At 66.1% G+C, this 21,329-nt stretch carries 18 protein-coding genes and 1 riboswitch; of the genes, 12 read left to right on the forward strand and 6 right to left on the reverse strand.

All coding sequences use genetic code 11. The annotated features are described in order from the left end of the window. Positions 1-92 precede the first annotated feature (92 nt). The 5 genes from AC1RRC_RS03450 to AC1RRC_RS03470 all read left to right on the forward strand — a co-directional run bounded on the left by AC1RRC_RS03450 (position 93) and on the right by AC1RRC_RS03470 (position 6,536). Complete coding sequence (locus AC1RRC_RS03450; RefSeq protein ID WP_493053852.1) at positions 93-1,322, forward strand: TolC family protein; 1,230 nt, start codon at positions 93-95, stop codon at positions 1,320-1,322. Further along, positions 1,322-1,876: a hypothetical protein gene (locus tag AC1RRC_RS03455; protein WP_493053853.1), complete on the forward strand. Its 555-nt coding sequence runs from the start codon at positions 1,322-1,324 to the stop codon at positions 1,874-1,876. The genes AC1RRC_RS03450 and AC1RRC_RS03455 overlap by 1 nt, the downstream gene beginning before the upstream one ends. Next, on the forward strand, positions 1,873-2,991 hold the full coding sequence (locus AC1RRC_RS03460; RefSeq protein WP_493053854.1) for an efflux RND transporter periplasmic adaptor subunit: 1,119 nt from the start codon (positions 1,873-1,875) through the stop codon (positions 2,989-2,991). The genes AC1RRC_RS03455 and AC1RRC_RS03460 overlap by 4 nt, the downstream gene beginning before the upstream one ends. A gap of 6 nt (positions 2,992-2,997) precedes the next feature. Then, positions 2,998-6,093, forward strand: a complete 3,096-nt coding sequence (locus tag AC1RRC_RS03465) for an efflux RND transporter permease subunit (protein WP_493053855.1) — start codon at positions 2,998-3,000, stop codon at positions 6,091-6,093. A gap of 68 nt (positions 6,094-6,161) precedes the next feature. Then, positions 6,162-6,536, forward strand: coding sequence for a hypothetical protein (locus tag AC1RRC_RS03470; protein WP_493053856.1), 375 nt, complete (start codon positions 6,162-6,164; stop codon positions 6,534-6,536). A gap of 39 nt (positions 6,537-6,575) precedes the next feature. Here AC1RRC_RS03470 and AC1RRC_RS03475 read toward each other — a convergent pair whose 3' ends face one another. Together AC1RRC_RS03475 and AC1RRC_RS03480 are read right to left on the reverse strand one after the other, a co-directional pair. Continuing rightward, on the reverse strand, positions 6,576-7,547 hold the full coding sequence (locus AC1RRC_RS03475) for a quinone oxidoreductase family protein (protein ID WP_493053857.1): 972 nt from the start codon (positions 7,545-7,547) through the stop codon (positions 6,576-6,578). Between the two features lie 31 nt (positions 7,548-7,578). Beyond that, positions 7,579-8,001: a DoxX family protein gene (locus AC1RRC_RS03480; protein WP_493053858.1), complete on the reverse strand. Its 423-nt coding sequence runs from the start codon at positions 7,999-8,001 to the stop codon at positions 7,579-7,581. Between the two features lie 101 nt (positions 8,002-8,102). Between AC1RRC_RS03480 and AC1RRC_RS03485 the strand changes: the two genes are divergently transcribed. After that, positions 8,103-8,990 carry a LysR family transcriptional regulator gene (locus tag AC1RRC_RS03485; protein ID WP_493053859.1) on the forward strand — a complete coding sequence of 296 codons (888 nt, stop codon included), beginning with the start codon at positions 8,103-8,105 and terminating at the stop codon, positions 8,988-8,990. A 47-nt stretch (positions 8,991-9,037) separates the two neighbouring features. On the opposite strand, the gene AC1RRC_RS03490 is transcribed toward AC1RRC_RS03485, so the two are convergent. Continuing rightward, entirely contained in the window at positions 9,038-9,613 is a 576-nt protein-coding gene (locus tag AC1RRC_RS03490; RefSeq protein ID WP_493053860.1) for a TetR/AcrR family transcriptional regulator, read from the reverse strand. 96 nt (positions 9,614-9,709) lie between these two features. On the opposite strand from AC1RRC_RS03490, the gene AC1RRC_RS03495 reads away from it, so the two are divergent. Continuing rightward, the gene (locus AC1RRC_RS03495) at positions 9,710-10,087 is read left to right on the forward strand and encodes a tautomerase family protein (protein ID WP_493053861.1); all 378 of its coding nucleotides are present in this window, start codon (positions 9,710-9,712) and stop codon (positions 10,085-10,087) included. A gap of 92 nt (positions 10,088-10,179) precedes the next feature. Here AC1RRC_RS03495 and AC1RRC_RS03500 read toward each other — a convergent pair whose 3' ends face one another. Then, positions 10,180-11,205: an AraC family transcriptional regulator gene (locus tag AC1RRC_RS03500; RefSeq protein ID WP_493053862.1), complete on the reverse strand. Its 1,026-nt coding sequence runs from the start codon at positions 11,203-11,205 to the stop codon at positions 10,180-10,182. Between the two features lie 100 nt (positions 11,206-11,305). Between AC1RRC_RS03500 and AC1RRC_RS03505 the strand changes: the two genes are divergently transcribed. The 5 genes from AC1RRC_RS03505 to AC1RRC_RS03525 are packed head-to-tail and all read left to right on the forward strand — an operon-like array spanning position 11,306 to position 18,383. After that, positions 11,306-12,082 (forward strand): enoyl-CoA hydratase/isomerase family protein, encoded by a 777-nt coding sequence (locus AC1RRC_RS03505; RefSeq protein ID WP_493053863.1) that lies wholly within the window; start codon positions 11,306-11,308, stop codon positions 12,080-12,082. Positions 12,083-12,084: 2 nt separating this feature from the next. Then, a complete protein-coding gene (locus AC1RRC_RS03510) occupies positions 12,085-13,335 on the forward strand; it encodes a CaiB/BaiF CoA transferase family protein (RefSeq protein WP_493053864.1) in 1,251 nt (416 codons plus the stop codon). A 13-nt stretch (positions 13,336-13,348) separates the two neighbouring features. Further along, the gene (locus AC1RRC_RS03515) at positions 13,349-14,830 is read left to right on the forward strand and encodes a coniferyl aldehyde dehydrogenase (RefSeq protein ID WP_493053865.1); all 1,482 of its coding nucleotides are present in this window, start codon (positions 13,349-13,351) and stop codon (positions 14,828-14,830) included. After that, the gene (locus AC1RRC_RS03520) at positions 14,827-16,710 is read left to right on the forward strand and encodes an acyl-CoA synthetase (RefSeq protein ID WP_493053866.1); all 1,884 of its coding nucleotides are present in this window, start codon (positions 14,827-14,829) and stop codon (positions 16,708-16,710) included. The genes AC1RRC_RS03515 and AC1RRC_RS03520 overlap by 4 nt, the downstream gene beginning before the upstream one ends. A 47-nt stretch (positions 16,711-16,757) precedes the next feature. Continuing rightward, complete coding sequence (locus AC1RRC_RS03525) at positions 16,758-18,383, forward strand: GMC oxidoreductase (RefSeq protein ID WP_493053867.1); 1,626 nt, start codon at positions 16,758-16,760, stop codon at positions 18,381-18,383. A gap of 64 nt (positions 18,384-18,447) precedes the next feature. Here the strand turns inward: AC1RRC_RS03525 and AC1RRC_RS03530 are convergent, their stop codons facing one another. Continuing rightward, positions 18,448-19,836: an L-serine ammonia-lyase gene (locus AC1RRC_RS03530; RefSeq protein ID WP_493053868.1), complete on the reverse strand. Its 1,389-nt coding sequence runs from the start codon at positions 19,834-19,836 to the stop codon at positions 18,448-18,450. Positions 19,837-19,906: 70 nt separating this feature from the next. Further along, positions 19,907-21,166, reverse strand: coding sequence for a D-amino acid dehydrogenase (locus tag AC1RRC_RS03535; RefSeq protein WP_493053869.1), 1,260 nt, complete (start codon positions 21,164-21,166; stop codon positions 19,907-19,909). A 58-nt stretch (positions 21,167-21,224) separates the two neighbouring features. Further along, positions 21,225-21,328: riboswitch (glycine riboswitch) on the reverse strand. Position 21,329: the final 1 nt, after the last annotated feature.

Here is a 21,329-nt window from a genome sequence, read left to right on the forward strand (position 1 = left end):
AATCGCACAACCGCCTGACGCCTGATGGCCTGCGCCGCCAGGCGCGGTGTGCCCGCCTCCCGGTGATCCATTGATGCACCTCGGGAGAATTCATGCGTATCTCACGCCTGCCTGTCTTTGTGGCAGTGGCGGCATTACTGATGCCGCCGGCAATCCGCGCGCAAGCCCAGCCCACGCTGGCTGCGCCGCAATTACATGATCTGGTGGAAAGCGCCTGGCAGCGCTCGCCGCTGGCGCGCACCCTGGCGGCCCGCCAGGATGAAATCGCGGCCGCCAGCGCGTTATCCGGTTCCTGGCTGGGCGGCGCGCCGACGCTGGGTTTATCCAATAGCAGCGACCGCTGGATGGCTCGGCACGGCCAACGCGAATCGGAACTGTCGCTGTCGGCGCCGGTGCTGCTGCCAAGCCAGCATGCCGCGCGCCGCTTGCTGGCACGGACGGGCAGCGATGAACTCGAAGCTCAACTATTGCAGGCGAAGCTGGCGATCGCCGGCGAGGTACGCTTGCGCCTGTGGGAAGCATCGGCGGCCTGTGCGGTGCTCGCTGAGAAACAGGATTATCTGGAGCATTTAACGCGGCTGGCCGCTGACGTGCAGCGCCGCGTACGCGTTGGCGAGCTGGCGCGCAGCGATGGCCTGATGGCGGAACAGGAAGTGCATGCCGCCACCTCGGACCTGGCAGCCGCGCGTGGCCGTGCCGCCGAGTCGCTGTCACGCTGGCGCCTGATGACGGGCGCCAGCAGCGTGCCGGACTTGCCGCCCGAAGCGCTGCCGGTAGCGGACGGCGCCACCGCTGGCCATATCCGGCTGCGTGCGGCCCTGGCCACCCAAACGCACGCCAGCGCCGCACTGGAATCGTCGGCGGCGCATCGCCAGGCGCCGCCCACCGTCGCATTGTCGGTGCGCCGTGAACGCGACAGCGCGACGGCCGCCAGCGACAGCCGCATCGGCGTCGCGTTGCATATACCGCTGGGCGGGGCTGTCCATCACCGGCCAGCCGAAACCGCCGCGGCCACCCAATTGGCCACCGCATCGGCCGAACTGTCACAGGTCCAGGCCAGTGTCGACGCGGAACTGCAACTGGCGCACGAACAGCTCGGGTACGCCCGCCAGGCGCTTGATGCGGCAACCGCGCGCGCCACGGCGCTGCGGGAACATACCGCGCTGTTCGACAAGGCGTTCCGCCTCGGCGAAAAGCCGCTGGCGGAATTGCTGCGCTCACAAGCGCTGTCCCATGAAGCGGCGCTCTCGCTGCGCCGGCAGCGCATCCAGCTGGCACTGGCCCACGCTCAACTGAACCAGGCATACGGAATCATTCCCTGATGAAAAATCTCCTTTCTCTACTCATAGTGCTGGCCGCTTTGGGGCCCGCTCATGCCTCCCCTGGCGCCCACGGCCCGAACGGCGAACACCTGGACGGCCCGGTGGCCGCCACCACGGCCGGCAGCGTGCCCCGGGTGGAAACCTTCAGCGAGCTGTTCGAAGTGGTCGGTCACCTGTCCGGCGGCGAACTGTCGGTCATGGTGGACCGCTACGATACCAATGAGCCGGTCTTGAATGGCAAGCTGGAAGTGCAATATAAAAACCTCAAGGCGCAGGCAACCTTCCATTCAGACATCGGCGATTACGCGATCGACGACGAACAATTCCTGCAGGCGCTCGGCAAGCCCGGTAAGCATGCGCTGCTGTTTACCTTCGTCCACGGCGAGGAAAGCGACCTGCTGGAAGGAACGTTGGAGGTCGGCGCTCCCGCAGGGCACAGCCACGACAGCGCATGGTCGCGCTGGTGGCTGCTGGCTGCCGTGCCGGCGGCGCTGCTTCCCGCCGCCGTCACCCGCCTGCGCCGCCGCAACCGCCGCACGGAGGTGCAGCCATGAACCGCCGCCTCCCCGCCCGCATATGCGCGCTCATGCTTGCCGTCGTGTTCAACGCCACCCAGGCATCGCCCGGCGCCCATGGCCCGAACGGCGAACACCTCGATGGCCAGGCGACGGCGCCCGCCAGTGGCCTGGCGCGCCTGCCCGACGGCAGTGTCAATGTGCCGAAGCTGGCCCAGCGGCGCATGACCATACGCACCATCAAGGCCGTACAAGCCGACCATCCCGTCATCCTCGAGCTCAATGGCCGGGTCGCCATCGACCCCAACGCGGGCGGCCGGGTGCAGGCGCCGTTCGCCGGGCGGATCGAGCCGGGGCCACGCGGTTTACCGGTACCCGGACAAGCCGTGCGCAAAGGCGAGGTTCTCGCTTACCTGCGCCCGCTGTCCAGCGCCGCCGAACGGGGCAGCCAGCAGGCGGCGCTGGCCGACCTGCGCGCCATTCGCGGCGCAGCGGAACGGCGCGTGCAGCGGCTGGAAGCGCTGGAAGGCACCGTGCCGGCCAAGGACGTCGACACGGCGCGTGCCGAACTGGCCAGCATCGTCGGACGTGAAAAAGCCATCGCCGCCGCCGTGGCCGGCCATGAGGCGATTGCCGCACCGGCCAGCGGCGTCATTGCCAGCGCCCAGGCGCTGGCCGGCCAGGTCGTCGAGGCGCGCGACGTCCTGTTCGACATCATTGACCCGGCCCGGGTGCTGGTGGAGGCGGCGTCCACTGACCCTGCGCTGGCGGGCCGGATTGCTTCGGCCGCCCTCCCCGCCGCGCCGGACGCGCAGCTGCAATTGGTCGGTGGCAGCCGCAGCCTGCGCGACGGTGCATTGACGATCAGTTTCCGCGCCGCCGGCAAGGCGCTGCCGCTGGCGGTGGGCCAACCAGTCACGGTGCTGGTGCGGCAGTACGCCACGGTCAAGGGCATTGCCGTGCCGGCGGAGGCGCTGGCGCGCAATCCGGCCAACGAAACCGTGGTGTGGATCAAGTCCGGCGCCACGCGTTTTATTGCACTGCCGGTCGAGGCCAAAGCACTCGATGCCCACACGGTTGTCGTCACAAGCGGACTGAGCCCGGAAAACCGGGTGGTGGTACGGGGCGCAGCGCTGATCAACCAGATCCGGTAGGCCGACATGTTTAACGCAATCGTACGTTTCAGCCTGAACAACCGGCTGCCGGTCCTGGCCGCCGCGCTGCTGCTGATGGTATATGGCGCGGTGACGGCGTTACGCACCCCGGTCGACGTGTTTCCCGACCTGAACAAGCCCGTCGTGACGGTCCTGAGCGAGGCCGGCGGTATGGCGCCGGAAGAAGTCGAGCAGCTCGTATCGTTTCCGCTGGAGACCGCGCTGAACGGCATGCCGGGTGTGACGCGGGTCCGCTCGACGTCCGGTGTCGGCCTGTCCATTGTCTATGCCGAATTCGACTGGGGGACCGACGTCTATCGCAACCGGCAACTGGTGGCCGAACGCCTGGCCCTCGTCAAGCAGCAACTGCCGGGCGGCGTCACCCCTGTCATGGGGCCGGTATCGTCGATCATGGGTGAAATCATGCTGATCGCGCTGCCGATCGACATGGCCAGAACCGACCCGATGCAGGCGCGCGACTATGCCGACTTCGTGCTGCGGCCGCGCCTGCTGTCGATTCCCGGTGTGTCGCAGGTGATCCCGATCGGCGGAGAAGTGCGCCAGCTGCGCGTGGAGCCGGACAGCGCCAGGATGGCGCAATGGGGTATCTCGCTGGACCAGGTCACCGGCGCGCTGCGCGGCTTTGCCGCCAACAGCAGCGGCGGCTTTATCGACCTGGGCAGCCGCGAAGTGTTGATCCGCAACCTGGGCCGCACCACCCGGCTTGAAGATGCGCGCGGTCTGCCCGTGGCTTACCGTAACGGTGCGCCCGTGCTGCTGGAACAGGTCGCGGTCGTGCGTTACGCTCCGGCGTTCAAACGGGGCGACGCCGGCATGAACGGCGGCCCGGCCGTCATCGTCAGCGTGCAAAAGCAGCCCGCCGCCGATACCGTCCACTTGACACGCCAGATCGAGACCGCGCTGGCGGAATTGCGGCAGGGCTTGCCCGCCGGCATGGCGGCGCCGCAAGTGCTGTTCAGGCAGGCCAATTTTATCGACGCGTCCCTCGGCAACGTGGCCGAAGCGCTGCGTGACGGCGCCGTCCTGGTGGCGGTGGTGCTGTTCGCTTTCCTGCTCAGCGCCCGCAGCATGGCCATTTCCCTGGTGGCCATCCCGCTGTCTCTGGCAGTCACCGCCGTGGCGTTTCATTTACTGGGACAGTCCATCAATGTCATGACCCTGGGCGGCCTGGCCATCGCCGTTGGCGAACTGGTGGACGATGCCGTCGTTGACGTGGAGAATATCGTGCGCCGCCTGAAGCAGCGCCCGCAAGGGGCATCCATTCTGGAGACCGTATGGCGGGCCTCCGTGGAAGTGCGTTCGGGCATCGTCTACGCCACCGTCATCGTCGTGCTGGTGTTTGTGCCCCTGTTTGCACTGCCCGGTATCGAAGGACGGCTGTTTGCACCGCTCGGGATCGCCTATATCGCCGCCATCCTCGCATCGATGCTGGTCTCCATGACCGTCACACCGGTGCTGGCCCTGTATTTATTGCCTCACATGAAACGGCTGCAACACGGCGACACGCCGCTGGTGCGATGCTTGAAGCGGTGGGATGAACGAGTGTTGCGGTGGTCGTTCCGCCATGCCCGCGCAGTGCTGGCGGTGGCGGCTGTCGCGGTATTGGCCGCCGCGGCATCGGTGCCATTTTTTCCGCGCGCCTTCCTGCCCGCGTTTAACGAGGGTTCGCTGGTGATGGGCATGACGTTTACGCCAGGCACATCGCTGGCCGAAGCCAACCGCATGGGCGCGCTGGCCGAAACCCTGATCGCCCAGGTGTCGGAAGTGGCCAAGGTGGGCCGCCGCACCGGCCGCGCCGAGCTGGACGAGCATGCCGAAGGCGTGCATTCGTCGGAGATCGACGTGGACTTGAAGCCGTCCAGGCGCTCGCGCGAACAGGTCATGGCCGCCATCCGCAGCCAGTTGTCCGTGATTCCCGCCTCGGTGGCGATCGGCCAGCCGATTTCGCACCGGCTGGACCATTTGCTGTCCGGCGTGCGCGCGCAGGTCGCCGTAAAAATCTATGGCGACGACATCGATACCCTGCGCGGGCTGGCCGATACGCTGCGCGGCAAGCTGTCCGGCGTGCCGGGCCTGGTCGACCTGTCGGTCGAACGGCAGGTCCTGATCCCGCAGATCAAGGTCCGCATCGATTACCGCAAGGCGGCGCAAGTGGGCATGTCCCCCGGGCAGATACTGGCGACGCTGGAAGCGATGTCGGAGGGAACGCGGGTGACGCAGGTGATCGACAGCGCGCACCGCTACGACCTGGTGCTGCGGCTGGCCGACACGCACCGCACGCCGCAGGACCTGCAGCGCCTGATGCTCGACACCCCCGCCGGGCGTGTGCCGCTGGGCACGCTCGCCTCCATTGAAGAGAGTGACGGCCCGAACCAGATCGGTCGCGAAAACGGCCGGCGCCGCATTGTGGTCTATGCCAATACCGACGGCACGAACACGTCGCGCATTATCACCGACGTGCGCCATGCGGTGACCGGCGCAGCGCTGCCGGGCGGCTATTTTGTCAGCATCGAGGGCCAGTTCCAGGCACAGGAGCAGGCGCAACGGTTGATCGCGGGGCTGTCGATCGCATCGCTGGCCCTGATTTTCCTGGTGCTCTACACGCGTTACCGTTCGGCCGTCCTGGCGGCGGTCATCATGGGCAACATACCGTTCGCCCTGGTGGGCAGCGTGCTGGCGATGTGGCTGGGCGGCGTCGCCCTGTCGGTGGCGTCGATGGTCGGCTTTATCACGCTGGCAGGCATTGCCACGCGCAACGGCATCCTGAAGATCAGCCACTACGTCAACCTGTGCAAATTCGAAGGCGAGACCTTTGGCTGGCCGATGATCATGCGCGGGTCGCTGGAGCGGCTGACGCCGGTGTTGATGACAGCGCTGGTGGCGGCATGTGCCCTGGTGCCACTGCTGCTGGCCGCCAACGCGCCCGGCAAGGAAATCCTGCATCCGGTGGCGGTGGTGATTTTCGGCGGGCTGCTCAGTTCAACCCTGCTTGACACCTTGCTGACGCCCCTGATTTTCTGGCGGGTCGGCCGCCGGCCGCTGGAAGCGCTGCTGGCCACCGATCACGAACAAGCATATTGAAGCAAAGGGTTGGCGGCGGCGCCCTGTTCCAGCCGCCGCGTCTATCTCAATAAACCATGGAGAGCAAAATGAAAAAACTGTTTGCAATGATGGCCCTCGGCGTGGCAGTCGCCGTTGCCGCGCCGGCCGGCGCGCACGAAAGCCCGGCCAAACACGGCGGCATCGTCAAAAGTGCGGGCGACATGTCGTTTGAACTGGTCAACAAGGATGGCAAGACCACGATTTATGTGGATGACCATGGCAAGGCGGTACCAATGGCGGGCGCCAGCGGAACGCTGACTGTACTGAAAGGCGGCAATAAGACGGAACTCGCCTTGTCCGGTGGCGCCGACAATACGCTGGTCGCCACCGGCGACGTCAAGCTGGACAGCGGCACCAAGGCAGTGGCGTTCATCACCTTCCCGGACAAGGCGCAAATGAGCGTGCGCTTCTCGGTCAAGTAACAGCCGCGCCCGCCGGCCCGCACGGACGGCCGTCGTTGATCACGGCACCAGGATAGCCGGCCCGGCAATGCGGCGTGCCTCGAGATCGGTGTGCGCCTGCACCACGTCGGCCAGGCGGTAGCGGACTGGCGTAATCGTGCCGAACACCCCGTCCTTCAGCGCCGCGAACAAGGTCCTCGCGCCCTGCTCCAGGCCGCTGCGGCTACCCGCATACTGGCCGGTGGTGGCGTGCTGGTAGCGGATGCCGCGCGCCGCCAGCGTATCGTGGTCGATGTCGGGATTGCCGGAGGCATTACCGATGTGAAGCAAGTGGCCGTCGCCGCGCAGCGCCGCCACCGACTGCGCGAAGGTGCTCTTGCCGACCAGTTCAAACACCACGTCGACGCCCCGCCCTCCGTTCAGGGCGCGCACCTTGGCCGCCAGTTCCGGATCGTTCGCATCGAGCACATGCTCGATGCCTGCCGCGCGCACCAGTGCGGCCTTGGACGGCGAACCCACCGTTGCGATCACCCTGGCGCCCAGCGCCCGGGCCCAGCGCGACACCATGGCGCCAACGCCACCCGCCGCCGCATGGACCAGGACTGTTTCGCCACGCTTCACTTGGTGCGCGCCGAACAGCATCATCCACGCGGTCAGCCCTTTGGTCAGCACGGCGGCGGCGGTTTCCGTACTCACCTGCTCCGGCAATTTGACCAGTTGGCTGGCGTCGATCAGCCGTTCGTCCGCATAGGCGCCGAGCGAGAAGAAATATGCCACACGGTCGCCTGGCTGGAGATCATCGACGCCATCACCTGCTGCCAGCACCACGCCGGCCCCTTCGACACCCATGGTGAATGGCAGCGGCACGCTGAAGGCGCCGTTGCGGAACAGGGTATCGACGAAGTTCAGGCCGATGGCGTCGTGGCGGATGCGGACCTGGCCGGGGCCGGGCGCGGCGTTGTCCCGCGCCAGCGCTTCGTATTGCATGACGGACGGCTGGCCGTTCTGGTGGATGCGTACCTGGTGGTTCATGGCGATTTCCTTTCTGTCTGGTTGCGATGCTTCAGGCCATCCGGGCGGCGGTCTTGCGCGTGGCGCCGCGATCAAGGCTGAACGCGCCGGCGCCAAAGGCCACGACTTGCAGCAGCCCGCCGGCCATGGCGATGTTTTTCAGCAGGTGAATCAGTTGGTTCTGGTCGCCGATGGCGCCGTGGAAGGCCAGGCCGGTGACAACAGAGAACACGGCCAGCGCGGCGGCCACCCGACGGGCCTGGAAGCCGAGCGCCAGCATGGCGCCGCCGCCCAGTTCCACGGCGATGGCGATCGCCAGGCCGAGCGTGGCGAACGGCAAGCCGCTGGACTGGATATAGCCGATCGTGGCGGCAGGATTGGCAATTTTGCCGATGCCGCTGAAGACAAAGATGGCGGCCATCAGGATGCGGCCGAGCGCAGGAGCAAGCGTGGTGGGGGTAACGGTGGTTTTCATGGCGATGATTCCTTTCGGGTGACGATGGAGCCATGGTAGGCTTGCCTTATGTATCGCGGTAGCCTATATATTTAGATGGAATATATCTAAGGAGAAGATGGATGCTGGACGCCATGTCACTGGACCAGCTGCGTACCTTTATCGCCGCGGCCGATGAAGGGAGTTTTTCAGCGGCCGGGCGCAAGCTGCGGCGCGCGCAATCGGTGGTCAGCCACACGCTGGCCAATCTCGAGCAGCAGGTCGGCTTTCCCCTGTTCGAGCGCACCGGGCGCTACCCGGTGCTGACCGAGGCCGGCCACGCGCTGCTGCAGGAAGCGCGGGTGGCGGTCAGCAGCATGGATGCGTTCAAATCCAAGGCCCGCATCCTCGCCGAGGGGCAGGAAGCCGAACTGGCCGTGGCAGTCGATGTGATGTTCCCGATTGCGACGCTGACCACGGCGGTGCAGGCCTTTCACCAGGCCTTTCCCGCCACCCCGCTGCGGCTGTACGTGGAAGCGCTGGGTGCGGTGCTGCAGCCCTTGCTCGATGGACGCTGCCGGGTGGCGGTGATTGGCTCGCTGCCGGACGTGCCAGACTCCTGCGCAGCGGAATACCTGCTCAGCGTGCAGGCGGTGACGGTCGTCGCGCCCGGCCACCCGCTGGCGGCCATCCGGGGCCCGGTGCTGCGCGCCACCACCCGGCAGCACGTGCAATTGGTGCTGACGGACCGCTCGTCACTGACCGAGGGCCGCAACTTTGGCGTGCTGTCGGCGCAAATCTGGCGCCTGGCCGATCTCGGCGCCAAGCATGCCTTCCTGCGCGCGGGACTGGGCTGGGGCCACATGCCGCTGCACATGGTGGAGCAGGATTTGCAAAGCGGCGCCCTGGTGCGGATAGAGCTCGAGACCCATCCCACTGTCGGCCCGGGGTTTTCCATGCAGGCGATTCATCGCAAGGACGAGCCGCCCGGGCCGGCCGGGAGATGGTTTATTGAGCGGCTGAAGCAGTAGGTGAAGCCTCTATGGATGGGGGCGTATGTCGAACCACCCTGCGCAAGTCATTCAGTCATTCCCGACGGCGCCCTGGCCTGGGAAATAAGTTCCTTGCAATGCTCCTGCACATCCGACAGCAGCGCTTGACGTGCCGCATCGGTTTCCATGGCGCGGGCGATCATCACCGCGCCCACCATCTGGCAGACCAGGGGCCAGGCCGCCGCTTCGTTTGCGACGTGCTGCCTGGCGATATCCCTGATTTTCTGGACGGTTTCCTCGAAGGCCAGCCGGGTGTCCACGCCTGACCGGGCAATCTCGGGCGTCAGGGAAGGCAGCATGCAGCCGGTCTCCGGGTGTTCCACGTGTTGCGCGCTGAGATAGTGCGCGACCGCCTGCATGAATTCGGCGCCGGTCTTGTCCGCAAAGCCACTGTGGGAGCGCGTCAACTCATGCTCGACCGTCGCGGTCAAGAATTCCGCCTTGGATCGAAAGTGGGCGTAGAACGCGCCGGCGGTCAGGCCTGCCGCCGCGGTGAATCCGTCCACCCCCGTGGCGCCAAAGCCACTTGTCTTCGCCATCCGCCCCGCTGTGCTGAGCAGCTTCGCGCGCGTTTGTTCCTTGTGTCCTGGCGAATACCGCATGGTAATGGTCCCTCGATAGGCAGTAAAAACGGCTTGCATTATAACATGACGACCGTTAGGCTAACGATCGTTATGTTATGAAACAACGGAGCCCATATGCCTGTCTACGAATGCCAAACCACCCAAGGCACGCTCAACGCGCAGCAGCGAAGCGCGCTGGCCGAGTCCATCACCGCAATCCACACCAGGGAAACCGGCGCCCCTGCAAGTTATGTGCATGTGCTGTTTACCGAGCTTGAAAGCGGACATGCGTTCACTGCCGGCAAGCGGGCGACGCCCGCCATCATTCGCGGCCAGATTCGTGCGGGCCGCCCGCAATCCATCCGGCACGCCATCATCCGCCAGGTGTCCGACGCCTATATCGCGCTGACCGGCGCCGATCCCCATGCCGTGATCGTGGCCGTGCTCGACGTGCCCGCTTCGTGGGTCATGGAAGGCGGGCAAATCATGCCCGAACCGGGACAGGAACCGTAAGCGCCGCAGCGGGCGTCACGCCCGGGCCGCGCGCACGAAGACGCGGCCCGGTGGAGGTCAACGTCTTCCTGTGCGGCGCCTTGCCGCCCGCGTCACCCTTCCCCATCAGCCTCCCGCCGGCACTGCGACGGACTCTTGCCGGTCCACCTGGCGAACGCCTTGCGAAAGTTCGCCGTGTCGGCAAAGCCGACGCGGTGCCCGATCTCCTCGACTGAAAGGCGCGTCGAGCGCAGGTACTCGGTGGCCAGCATGCGGCGCACATCGTCGATGATGGCCTGGTAGCTGGTCAGTTCTTCCCCCAGCCTTCGGAAAAACGTCCGTTCGGACAGCCCGAGTTCGCGCGCCATCGCCCCCGCCGTCGGCGACCGCCCGGCATAGCCGAGCAGGACGAGGCGGACTTCCCGCTGCAGCGGCGTCTGCCCGCCGCTCAGGGACATCACCCTGTCGCAAAAACTCGAACAAATCTTCGCGGTCAATGAACTGGCGTTTGGGCAGGCGGCATCGAGCACCGATGCCTCGAAATGCCATTCCATGCGCTCGCCGCCAAAGTGCGCCGCACAGTGCAACGCCTGGGCAAACTCGCCGGCATGGGACGGCGCCGGGTACGGAAAATACATCGCCCGGTTGGGAAACGGATGTTCCAGCACAAGACTCATCAAGGTGGTCATCGAGCTGCGCCAGAATTCCGCGACAAACGGCATCAGGGGCCCCAGCGCCTGCGGGTTGTGGGTGCGGAACACCGCAACCTCCCCCTCCACGACAAAGCTGATGCGCATTACGGGGCCGGCAAGGTCAAGGTGGCGCATGCCGAAGCGGATCGCATCGCCGATCGTCAGGCTGCTGGCGAGGGCATACCCGAACATGCCAAAGTCGCTGATGCGCTGGCGGCGTCCCGCGCGCAAGGCGGTGTCGGGCCGCCGCGCCAAGCGCCACGCATTGCGGATCAACGCCAGGCGCTGGCTGTGCGGCAGGGCCTCGGTGGGATGCGCGAACCAGTCGCGCGCGATCTGGGTACCGGCAAGCAGGTCGGCTTCGGCCACGCCCTGGTCGGCCAATTCGTCGCGCAAAGCCAGGAAGCCTTGCGTCGATCCGGAAGCAAGTTGAAATTCTGTGTGCATGATTGGCAGGATATCACCTCTTGAATGGCATGAAACAACCTTGTTTGCGTTGGGACCTCGCAGCACACTGCAGGTTCACCAAACCAACCAGGAGATCCGCATGTCCAACCCCAGCATCACTCTCACCATGGAAGGCCAGGTCGGCGTCCTGACCATGGCCCACGCCCCGCATAACCTGCTGGGTCCGGTACTCACCGCGGGTATCCTGCAAGGCCTGGACGACGCCATGGCCGCCGGCGCCCGCGCCATCCTGCTGCGCAGCAGCCTGCGCCACTTTTCCGCCGGCGCCGACCCGGTGGTGCTGCAGGAGGCAATGAAAACCGGCGCGGGCCCGTCCCATTCGCCCGTTGAATTCCTTCAACGCTTCGAAGCCTGCCCGCTGCCCATCGTCGCGGCGGTGCACGGGGTCTGTGTCGGCGGCGGCTTTGAATTGGCGCTCGCTTGCGACTTCATCCTGGCAGCCCGCTCGTCCAAGATCGGCTCGGTCGAAGTGACGGTTGGCCTCAATCCGCTGATGGGAGCGGTGCAGCGCCAGGCCCAGCGCGCCGGTGCGCTGCGCGCCAAGGAGATGTCCATGCTGGGCCACCGCTACGACGCCGAGACCATGGAACGCTGGAATCTGATCAACCGCGTGGTCGACGACGCCCATCTCGACGCCGCGGCGATGGCGGTGGCGCTGGAACTGGCCAATGGCCCGACTTTGGCCCACGGCATTACCAAGCGCCTGGCGGCCCTGGCCATCGACCAGGGTGTGGCCGCGGCGGATGCGGCGATGGAGCAGCTGCAACTGCCGCTGTGGCGCAGCGAAGACCTGGCCATCGGCATCGACTCGATGATGAAAAGCGGTTCGGGCATGGCCCGCTTCGTGGGACGCTGAGCATGGCCGCCCCTCTCGACGGCCTGCGCGTGGTGGACTTTTCCCGCGTCCTGGCGGGGCCCCTGTGCGCCCGCACCCTGCAAGACCTTGGCGCCACGGTGATCAAGATCGAACCGCCGCGCGCCGACGTGTCGCGCTTTTCGGCGCCGATCAACGCCAATGGCATGTCCGGCTACTATGCCCAGCAAAACGCCGGCAAGCAAAACATCTCCATCGACCTCAACCGGCCCGAAGCGCGCGAGATCGCGCTGCGCCTGTGCGACGAAGCCGACATCCTGGTCGAGAATTTCCGTCCAGGCACGCTGGCCGCCTTCGGGTTGGATTACGCCACGCTGGCGGCGCGCAACCCGCGCCTGATCTACGCCTCGATTTCAGGCTATGGCCAGCAAGGGCCGTGGCGCGGCCGCATGGCGTATGCCGCGACCGTGCAGGCGGAGGCGGGGTTTACCGCCCATTCGATGGACCACTTCGACAGCAACCTGGCCCAGCCGCAGACCGACGCCCTGTCGCACGGCGACGTCTACGCCGGCATGCAAGGCGTCATCGGCATCCTGGCGGCCCTGCGCCAGCGCGAAGCGACCGGACGGGGGCAGCATATCGACATCGCCATGGCCGCGACCATCATGGCAGTCAACGAGGCGGCGCATGTCAGCCTCAGTGGGCTCGACACGGGCGACGAACCGGCCATCCTCGGGGCGACCGACGGCGCCTTCTTTGACGGCCCGCAGGGCGAGCGCTTTATTTCCGCCATCAGCCTAGTGGGCACGATCACCTTCCGCTTCTTCCTCGCCGCCATGCGCCGCCCCGACTTGGCGGACGATCCGCGCTTCGCCACGGCGGCGGCACGGCGCGCCAATATCGATGCGCTCAAGGCCGTGGTCCAGGCATGGATCTATTCATTCCCCACCTTGGCGGCGGTCGACGCCCAGCTGGACGAGGCAAAAATCGCCATCGGCGAAATCCGCACTCTGGACCAGATTGCCGAAAGCGAATGGGCCGAGTACTGGGGCGCCACGATTGACGTGCCGGACCGCAATGGCGGCGCCTTCCGGCTGCCTGGCCGTCCGTGGCGGTTTTCCGATGCCGAACTTCCATTGCCGGGCGCCCCGGCCTTGCAAGGCGAGGACAACCATGCGGTGTGCCATGCCCTGGGCATGAACGACGCTGAGATCGCCGCGCTGGAAAGCAAAGGCGTTTTAATCGGCAACTTCGCCGCCCGCATGATCGCCGCCGTGATGGGCGGCGCACATTAATATCGAGACAAGCATGACAACGACGAATGAACTTAGCCGGCAACTCGAGGCCCTGCAGCGCGCCTGCCGCGCCCACCCCTACCCGAGTGCCGCCGAGCGCAAGCAACACTTGCAACAGCTGAAGGCCCAGATTTCCCGTTACCAGGACGTGTTTGCCGATGCCGCGCATGCCGATTTCGGCGCCCGCCCGCAGTTCGAGTCGCGCCTGGTCGAAGTGATCGGCACCCTGTGGGTGCTCGATCACGCGCGCAAGCATGTCACGAAATGGATGCGCCCGAAAAGCCGCATGCCGGAATGGATGTTTGCGGGACCGAACAAGCTGCAGGTTACCTATCAACCCAAGGGCGTGGTCGGCATCGTGACGCCCTGGAACATGCCGCTGTACCTGTCGCTGGGGCCGTTGGCGGCGGCGCTGGCGGCGGGCAACCGCGCCATGATCAAGCTGCCCGAGGTGACGCCGCATTGCAACGCCGTCATCAAGCGCATGCTGGCGGAGATTTTTCCGGAAGACCTCGTGACCGTGGTTGGCGAAGAGCTGGCCAATCCCACGGGCTTTACGGAGCTGCCGTTCAACCACCTGATCTTCACCGGGTCGCCCCGCATCGGCCGCATCGTTGCGCGGGTGGCGGCGGACAACCTCGTGCCGGTCACGCTGGAACTGGGCGGCAAGAGCCCGGCCATCGTCTGTGACGACTACCCGGTCGGCGACGCCGCACGGCGCATCGTGCACGGCAAGGCGACCATGTGCGGCCAGATCTGCGTCGCGCCGGACTACGCGCTGGTGCCGGCCAAGGCGGTGGCGGAATTTGTCGCGGCCGCGAAACAAGCCTTTACACAGATGTTCCCGGGCGGGGCCTGCGGCCAGCCGGACTATGCGTCCCTGATCGACGATCGGCAATTGGCCCGCATCAAGCAATTGCTGGCCGATGCGAAAGCCAAGGGTGCGCAAGTGACCGCGCTGGGCGCCTGGGATGGCGGCCGGCAAATGCCGCTGCACGTGGTGGCGAATATCACCGACGACATGGAGATCGCGCACGAGGAAGTCTTTGGCCCACTGCTGCCGGTGAAGAGCTACGGCAGCTTCGACGAGGCGATTAATTACGTCAACGACCACCCCCGCCCGCTGGCGCTGTACTGCTTCAGCAGCGACAGTGGCCGCCGCGACGCGGTGATCAAGCGTACCCATTCGGGCGGCGTGACGATCAACGACTGGGGCTGGCATACCGTCAATGCGGCGGTGCCCTTTGGCGGCACCGGCAACTCGGGCATGGGCACTTACCATGGCGAGGAAGGCTTCCGCGAACTGTCGCACGCAAAATCGGTGTTCCAGCGCGCGCGCCTGTTCCCGACGCAATGGTTCCATCCGCCAGTCAATCTCGGTTGGCGCGGCGCGTTCCAGCGCATGTGGATGAATTTCTATGCCGGCAAGGGCGATGCGTCGCTGGGCGGCACGCCTTACGGTGAGGCATTTGCCCGGAAAGCGGGGCAGCCATGAGCGGCATCACGACACTGCCCCGCATCGCATCGCTTGCCGACATCGAGGCACTGGAAGCCGTGCCGCTGGAGCAACGGCTGGAGGGACTCCACAGCACCTACGATGTGATCCGGCGCGGGGCCGAGCGCTTTGGCGACGCCCCGGCGCTGAGCTTCCTGCCCGATGGCGATCCCGACGCCGACGCGCACACCATCACTTACCGGGAATTGCTGGCCAAGGTGACCCAGGCCGCCAACCTGTTCGGCGAATTGGGCATCGGCGCCGGCGATGTCGTGTCGTATGCGTTGCCCAATCTGCTTGAAACCCACTACACGATATGGGGCGGCGAAGCGGCCGGTATCGTCAATGCCGTCAATCCCATGCTGGAACCGGCCCAGATCGCCCATATCCTGAACGCGGTCGAAGCCCGGGTGCTGGTGACCCTGGGCCCTGCGGCCGATGAGCCATTGTGGCGCAAGATCGACGCGATACGCGCCGAGGTGCCCAGCTTGACGACCGTGCTGCTGGTCGGCGAGCCACACGACCTGGCGCCCGATTTGCCAGCCTTCGGTCCCGCGTTGGCGCGCCAGCCGGCCGGCCGCCTGCTCAGCGGGCGGTCCATCCAGCGCGGCGATATGGCTTCCTGTTTCCATACCGGCGGCACCACCGGCCTGCCCAAGGTCGCGCGCCATACCCACTTGAACGAACTGGCCAACGCCAGTTCAGCCGGCTTGATGTGCGGCTTGACGGCGCGGGACAGCCTGCTGTGCGGATTGCCGCTGTTTCACGTCAATGGCGTCATCGTCACCGGCCTGGTGCCGTTCATGAACGGCGCCCATGTGATCCTGCTGGGTGCCAACGGCTTCCGCCAGAAATCCGCGCTGGCCAACTTCTGGCGCACGGTCGAAACATTCGGGGCCAGCTTCTTTTCCGCCGTGCCGACGGTGTTCGCGGCGCTGCTGGGCGTGCCGGTCGGCGACGCCAAGGTGGGCACGCTGCGCTATGCGCTCTGTGGCGCCGCCGCGATGCCGCCCGAGATCATCCGCCGTTTCGAGGCGGGCACCGGGATCAAGATCCTCGAGGGCTATGGACTGACCGAAGGCACCTGCGTCAGCACCGTCAACCCGCGCGACGGCCAGCGCCATAACGGCTCGATCGGTCTGCGCCTGCCTTACCAGGATGTGAAGACAGCCATCGTCACCGATGGCCAATGGCTGCGCGATTGCGCCACCGATGAAATCGGCACGCTGCTGATCCGTGGCGCCAACGTGTTTCCCGGCTACCGGGACGAAGCCGCCAATCGCGGCATCTGGGCCGCCCCCGGCTGGCTCAACACGGGAGACCTGGCGCGGATCGATGGGCAAGGCTATGTCTGGCTGACCGGACGGCAAAAGGAATTGATCATACGTGGCGGCCACAACATCGAACCGGCGATGATCGAGGACGCGATGCTGCGCCATCCCGCCGTCCAGTTCGCCGCTGCGGTCGGCAAGCCCGACGCCTATGCCGGCGAGCTGCCGGTGGTGTTCGTGGTCCTCCGGGCTGGCATGGCCGCGACCGGCGACGAGCTGCTGGCCCATGCCAGGGCCGCCATCCCGGAACGGGCCGCCATCCCCGTCAACGTCTTCGTGCGCGACGCCTTGCCGGTCACGGCCGTGGGCAAGACGTTCAAGCCACGGCTGCGCTTCGAGGCCACCGAAATGGTCTTGTGTGACCTGTTGCGCGGCCTCGGTGGCGATCAGGGCACGTTTGACGTCGCCGTCACGGCCCATGAACGCCATGGCACGGTCGCCCGCATTCGCGGCCGCGCCGGCGCGGACCGGCTTGCCGACCTGGAGGCCGCTGTGCGCAAGGCGATGGCGGGTTTGTGCCTGCAATACGAACTGGAATGGACGCACTGAACACGGCGCGCGCCGCCGCAAACAATCGAACGGGGAGTGCCAGCGACATGGCAAGCAAGCAATACGATTACGACTGGCTGATCGTCGGTTCCGGCTTCGGCGGCAGCGTGTCGGCGCTGCGCCTGGCGGAGAAAGGTTACCGGGTCGGCGTGCTCGAGTGCGGCCGCCGCTTCCGCGACGAGGACTTCGCCAGCTCGACCTGGCAGCTGGGCCGCTTCTTGTGGGCGCCCATGCTGGGCCTGCGGGGCATCCTGCGGCTGACGCCGTTCAAGGATGTCCTGGTCGCCAACGGTTCCGGCGTCGGTGGCGGCAGCCTGGTCTACGCCAACACGCTGTACCGTGCCAAGCCCGAATTCTTCGCCCATGAACAGTGGCGCGGCCTGGCCAACTGGAACGCGGTGCTGCAACCGCACTACGATACCGCCGAACGCATGCTGGGGGTCAATAACGTACCGTTCGACTCCACCAACCAGCAGTTGCTGCGCCGGATCGCCCGCCATTACGGCACCCCGGACAGTTTCCGGCCGACGCCTTGCGCGGTGTACTTCGGCAATCCGGGCCAGACCGTCCCCGATCCGTATTTTGGCGGAGAAGGCCCGGCCCGCACCGGCTGTATCCGCTGCGGCGCTTGCAGCGTCGGCTGCCGCGTCGGCGCCAAGAACACGCTGGTGAAGAATTACCTGTGGTTCGCCGAAAAGCGCGGGGCCGCCATCCTGCCCGGGCACCAGGTCGTCGATGTCACGCCAGCCGGCGCGCCGGACGGCAGCGAAGGCTACGTTGTCACCACCGAACGCCCCGGCGCGTGGTGTTTCAAAGACCGCAAGACCTTCACCGCGCGCGGCGTGGTGATCGCGGCGGGCACCCTGGGCAGCAACCGCCTGCTCGCCAACCTGAAGCATGGCGGCTCGCTGCCGCGCATCAGCGACCGTCTCGGTGAACTGGTGCGCACCAACAGCGAATCCATCCTCACCGTGCGCCTGCCCAAGGACATCGGCACCTGGAACGACGTGGCAATCAGCGGCAGCATCCATGTCGACGCCGACACCCATATCGAACTGGTGACCTTGGGCCGCAAAGGGGATTTCATGTCACTACTGTACACCTGCCTGGTCGGCGACGGCACGCGCCTGACCCGGCCGCTGACCTGGCTGAGCGGCTTGCTGCGCCACCCGCTGCGCGGCCTGAAAACCCTGTGGCCGGTCGGCTGGAGCGAGCGCACCACCATGTTCCTGGTGATGCAGGCGCTGGATAACGCCATCGCGTTGCGCGCCAGTAAACGCTGGTTCGGCCGCGGCTATGCCCTGAGCACGGAACAGGACGCCGCCCGGCCCAATCCCACCTTCATCGCCGCCGGCAATGCGGCCGCCGCCTGGCTGGCCGCGCAGACCGGCGGTATCGCCCAGAGCAATATCTTCGAAGCCGCCGCCAACATTCCCACCACCGCCCACCTGCTGGGCGGCGCGGTGATCGGCGCCGATGCCGGTTGCGGCGTGATCGACGCCAGCCTGCGCGTGTTCGGCTACCGCAACCTGCTGGTCTGCGATGGCGCCGCCATGCCGGCCAATCCCGGCGTCAACCCTTCGCTGACCATCACGGCGCTGGCCGAGCATGCGATGGCACAGATTCCGGGGGCTGCGGAAAACGCCGGCGCCGCCATTGCGCCTACTGCCTGAGCAACATTGCGGTCGCCTGTACCCGGCGCCACCGGCCAACGCGACGGTGGCCGGCAAGGCGGTGCTAGCACGCCGCGTGATTCACCGTCACCACGTGGATCGCCAGTCCCCCCAGCGACGTTTCCTTGTACTTGTCGAGCATGTCGGCGCCGGTCTGGCGCATGGTCTCAATCACTTCGTCGAGGCTGACAATATGGGTGCCGTCGCCCTTCAGCGCCAGCGTCGCTGCGGTGATGGCCTTGATCGCGCCCATGCCGTTGCGCTCGATGCAGGGAATCTGCACCAGGCCGCCAATCGGGTCGCACGTCATGCCGAGATGGTGTTCGATCCCGATTTCCGCGGCGTTTTCGATTTGCTCGTTGCTGCCGCCGAGCGCCGCCGCCAATCCCGCCGCCGCCATCGCGCACGCCACGCCGACCTCGCCCTGGCAGCCGACTTCCGCGCCGGAAATCGATGCGTTGCGCTTGCACAGCATGCCGATGGCGGCCGCCGTCAGCAGGAAGATCCGTACCCCCTGCTCCGGGTCTGCCGGTTTGCATGATTCGACGTAATAGCGCAGCACCGCCGGAATAATCCCGGCCGCGCCATTGGTTGGCGCCGTCACCACCCGGCCGCCCGCGGCATTTTCCTCGTTGACCGCCATCGCGTACAGGCTGACCTGGTGCATTGCATCGTGCGGCCGCGCATGGGTAGCGTCCGGACCCGCTTCATTGACTTGCCGCCACAGCCGGGCGGCGCGGCGCTTGACGTTCAAGCCGCCTGGTAACGGGCCTTCCGTCACCAGGCCACGGGCGATACAGCCGCTCATCACTTGCCAGAGGCGATCCAGCCCGGCGTCCAGCGCGGCGTCTTCCATGCGGGCGCATTCATTGGCGCGCAACATGCGGGGAATCGATAACCCACTGTCGCGGCCATGCCGCAGCAATTGCCCCATGTTGTGGAACGGGTACGGCACCGGCACGGCGCCATCGGTTCCCTGGGCGAGCGGCGCTTCGCCGGCTTCACGAATAAAGCCGCCGCCTACTGAAAAAAAAACGCGTTCAACAAAACTGCCATCGTCCAGGGTCAGCGTAAACCGCATGCCGTTCGGGTGTTCCGGCAAGCTCTCGGTCTTGTGGAACACCAGGTTGTTACGGGCAGTAAAGCGCACGGGATAGGCGCCAAGCAGTTTTAACTGGCCATCGAGTTCAATTTGCGCCAGCAAGTCATCGACCGCATCCGGATCGACACCCGGCGGAGTCTCGCCCAGCAAGCCCAGGATCACGGCCTTGTCGGTCGCATGGCCGACACCGGTCAGCGCCAGCGAACCATACAGAGCCACTTCAATCGCCACGGCTTTGTCCAGCCGCTTGCATTCAAGTAAAAAGCGGCGCGCCGCCACCATCGGCCCGACAGTATGGGAACTCGACGGGCCAATGCCGACTTTGAAAAGGTCAAACACACTCATGTCCATCAACGGTTTCCTTCAAAAAAATTGGGTAGACAGGCCGGCGGCAGGGGAAGGCGCCACCGGCCGGAACGGGTCAGGCGCGGCCTGGCGCCAGCAGCGACACGGGACACTGCCGCTCGCGGGTGGACGCCATCATGCCGGCCACCATGTCGGCCGTGACGGCGCACAGGGTCCAGCCCAGGTGGCCGTGGCCCGTGTTGTAGAACACGCCCGGTGCGCAGCCGGGACCGACCCGGGGCAGCATGTCCGGCATCATCGGACGCAAACCGGCCCACGGCACCACGCGGTTGGTCTTGATGCCAGGGAAGCATTGCGCCACCCAGTCGGTCAGGGGACGGATGCGGTCGGCCCGGATGTCCCGGTTGAAACCGTTGAATTCCGCAGTGCCGGCCACCCGGAAACGGTCGACGCCGAGGCGGCTGGTCACCAGTTTGGTGGCGTCGTCCAGCAGGCTGACCTGCGGCGCGGCGGCCTGGCTGCCCGCGTCATCGAGGTGGACCGTGATGGAATAGCCTTTGACCGGATAAATGTTGACCCGGTCCCCCAGCATGTGGGCGAAGGTGCGGCTGGCGGTGCCGGCGCACACCACCACGCCGTCAAAGGTCTCGACCTGGCGGAAGCCCAGCTGGACCGTCGCGACTTCCACACGGCCATCCTTGCTCGACAGCGAACGCACGTCCTGGCCCAGGCGGATGCCAACACCGAGGCGCAGGCAGGCGTCCGACAGGGCCGTGGTGAACTTGTGGATGTCGCCGGTGGCATCGCTCTCCGTGTAAAAACCGCCGTAATAGTCACCCTGCAGCGCCGGTTCGATCTGGCGCATCTCGTGCGGCGTCACGGCTTGCCGCTGCAGCCCGCCTTCGGCCAGCATGCCCGACACCGCGCGCGCATGGTCAAACCCGGCGCGGTCGCGGTAGATGTGCAGGATACCCTGGCGGCGGACGTCGAAATCGATCCGCTCGGCGCGGGCCCATTCAAACAGGTGTTCGCGCGCGGCGATGGCCAGGCGCGCCGTGGTAATGGTGTTGCTGCGGTAGTACGGGATGGCCGCCATGAATTCAGCGAACCAGCTGAATTTGTGCCACGACGGCTTGGGATTGACCAGCAGCGGCGCATCATTGCGCAGCATCCATTTCACGCCTTTGACGATGGTCGACCAGTGGTTCCAGACTTCCGCGTTGGAGGCCGACAGCTGGCCGCCATTGGCGAACGAGGTTTCCATGGCGGGATAGCGGTTGCGTTCGAATACCGTGACGGCAAAACCTTGTTTTGCCAGCGCATAGGCGGTCGTGATCCCGGTGACGCCGCCACCGATAACAGCAATTGTTTTCATGATGCTCGAGACTCCAGAAGTCAAAAGAGGGTCCCTGCGCGGATACGCAAGAGACACCCCCTCTGTTCTGGACCTGAGAGATTTCGCATGCCCCTGCCGTGGCAGTTCGATGCTTGCTCCTTCGGTGCACCGGGCGACGACTTCCGGCAGCTCTTCAGAGTGT

The organism is Pseudoduganella sp. GW821-FHT12E03, from assembly GCF_058807115.1.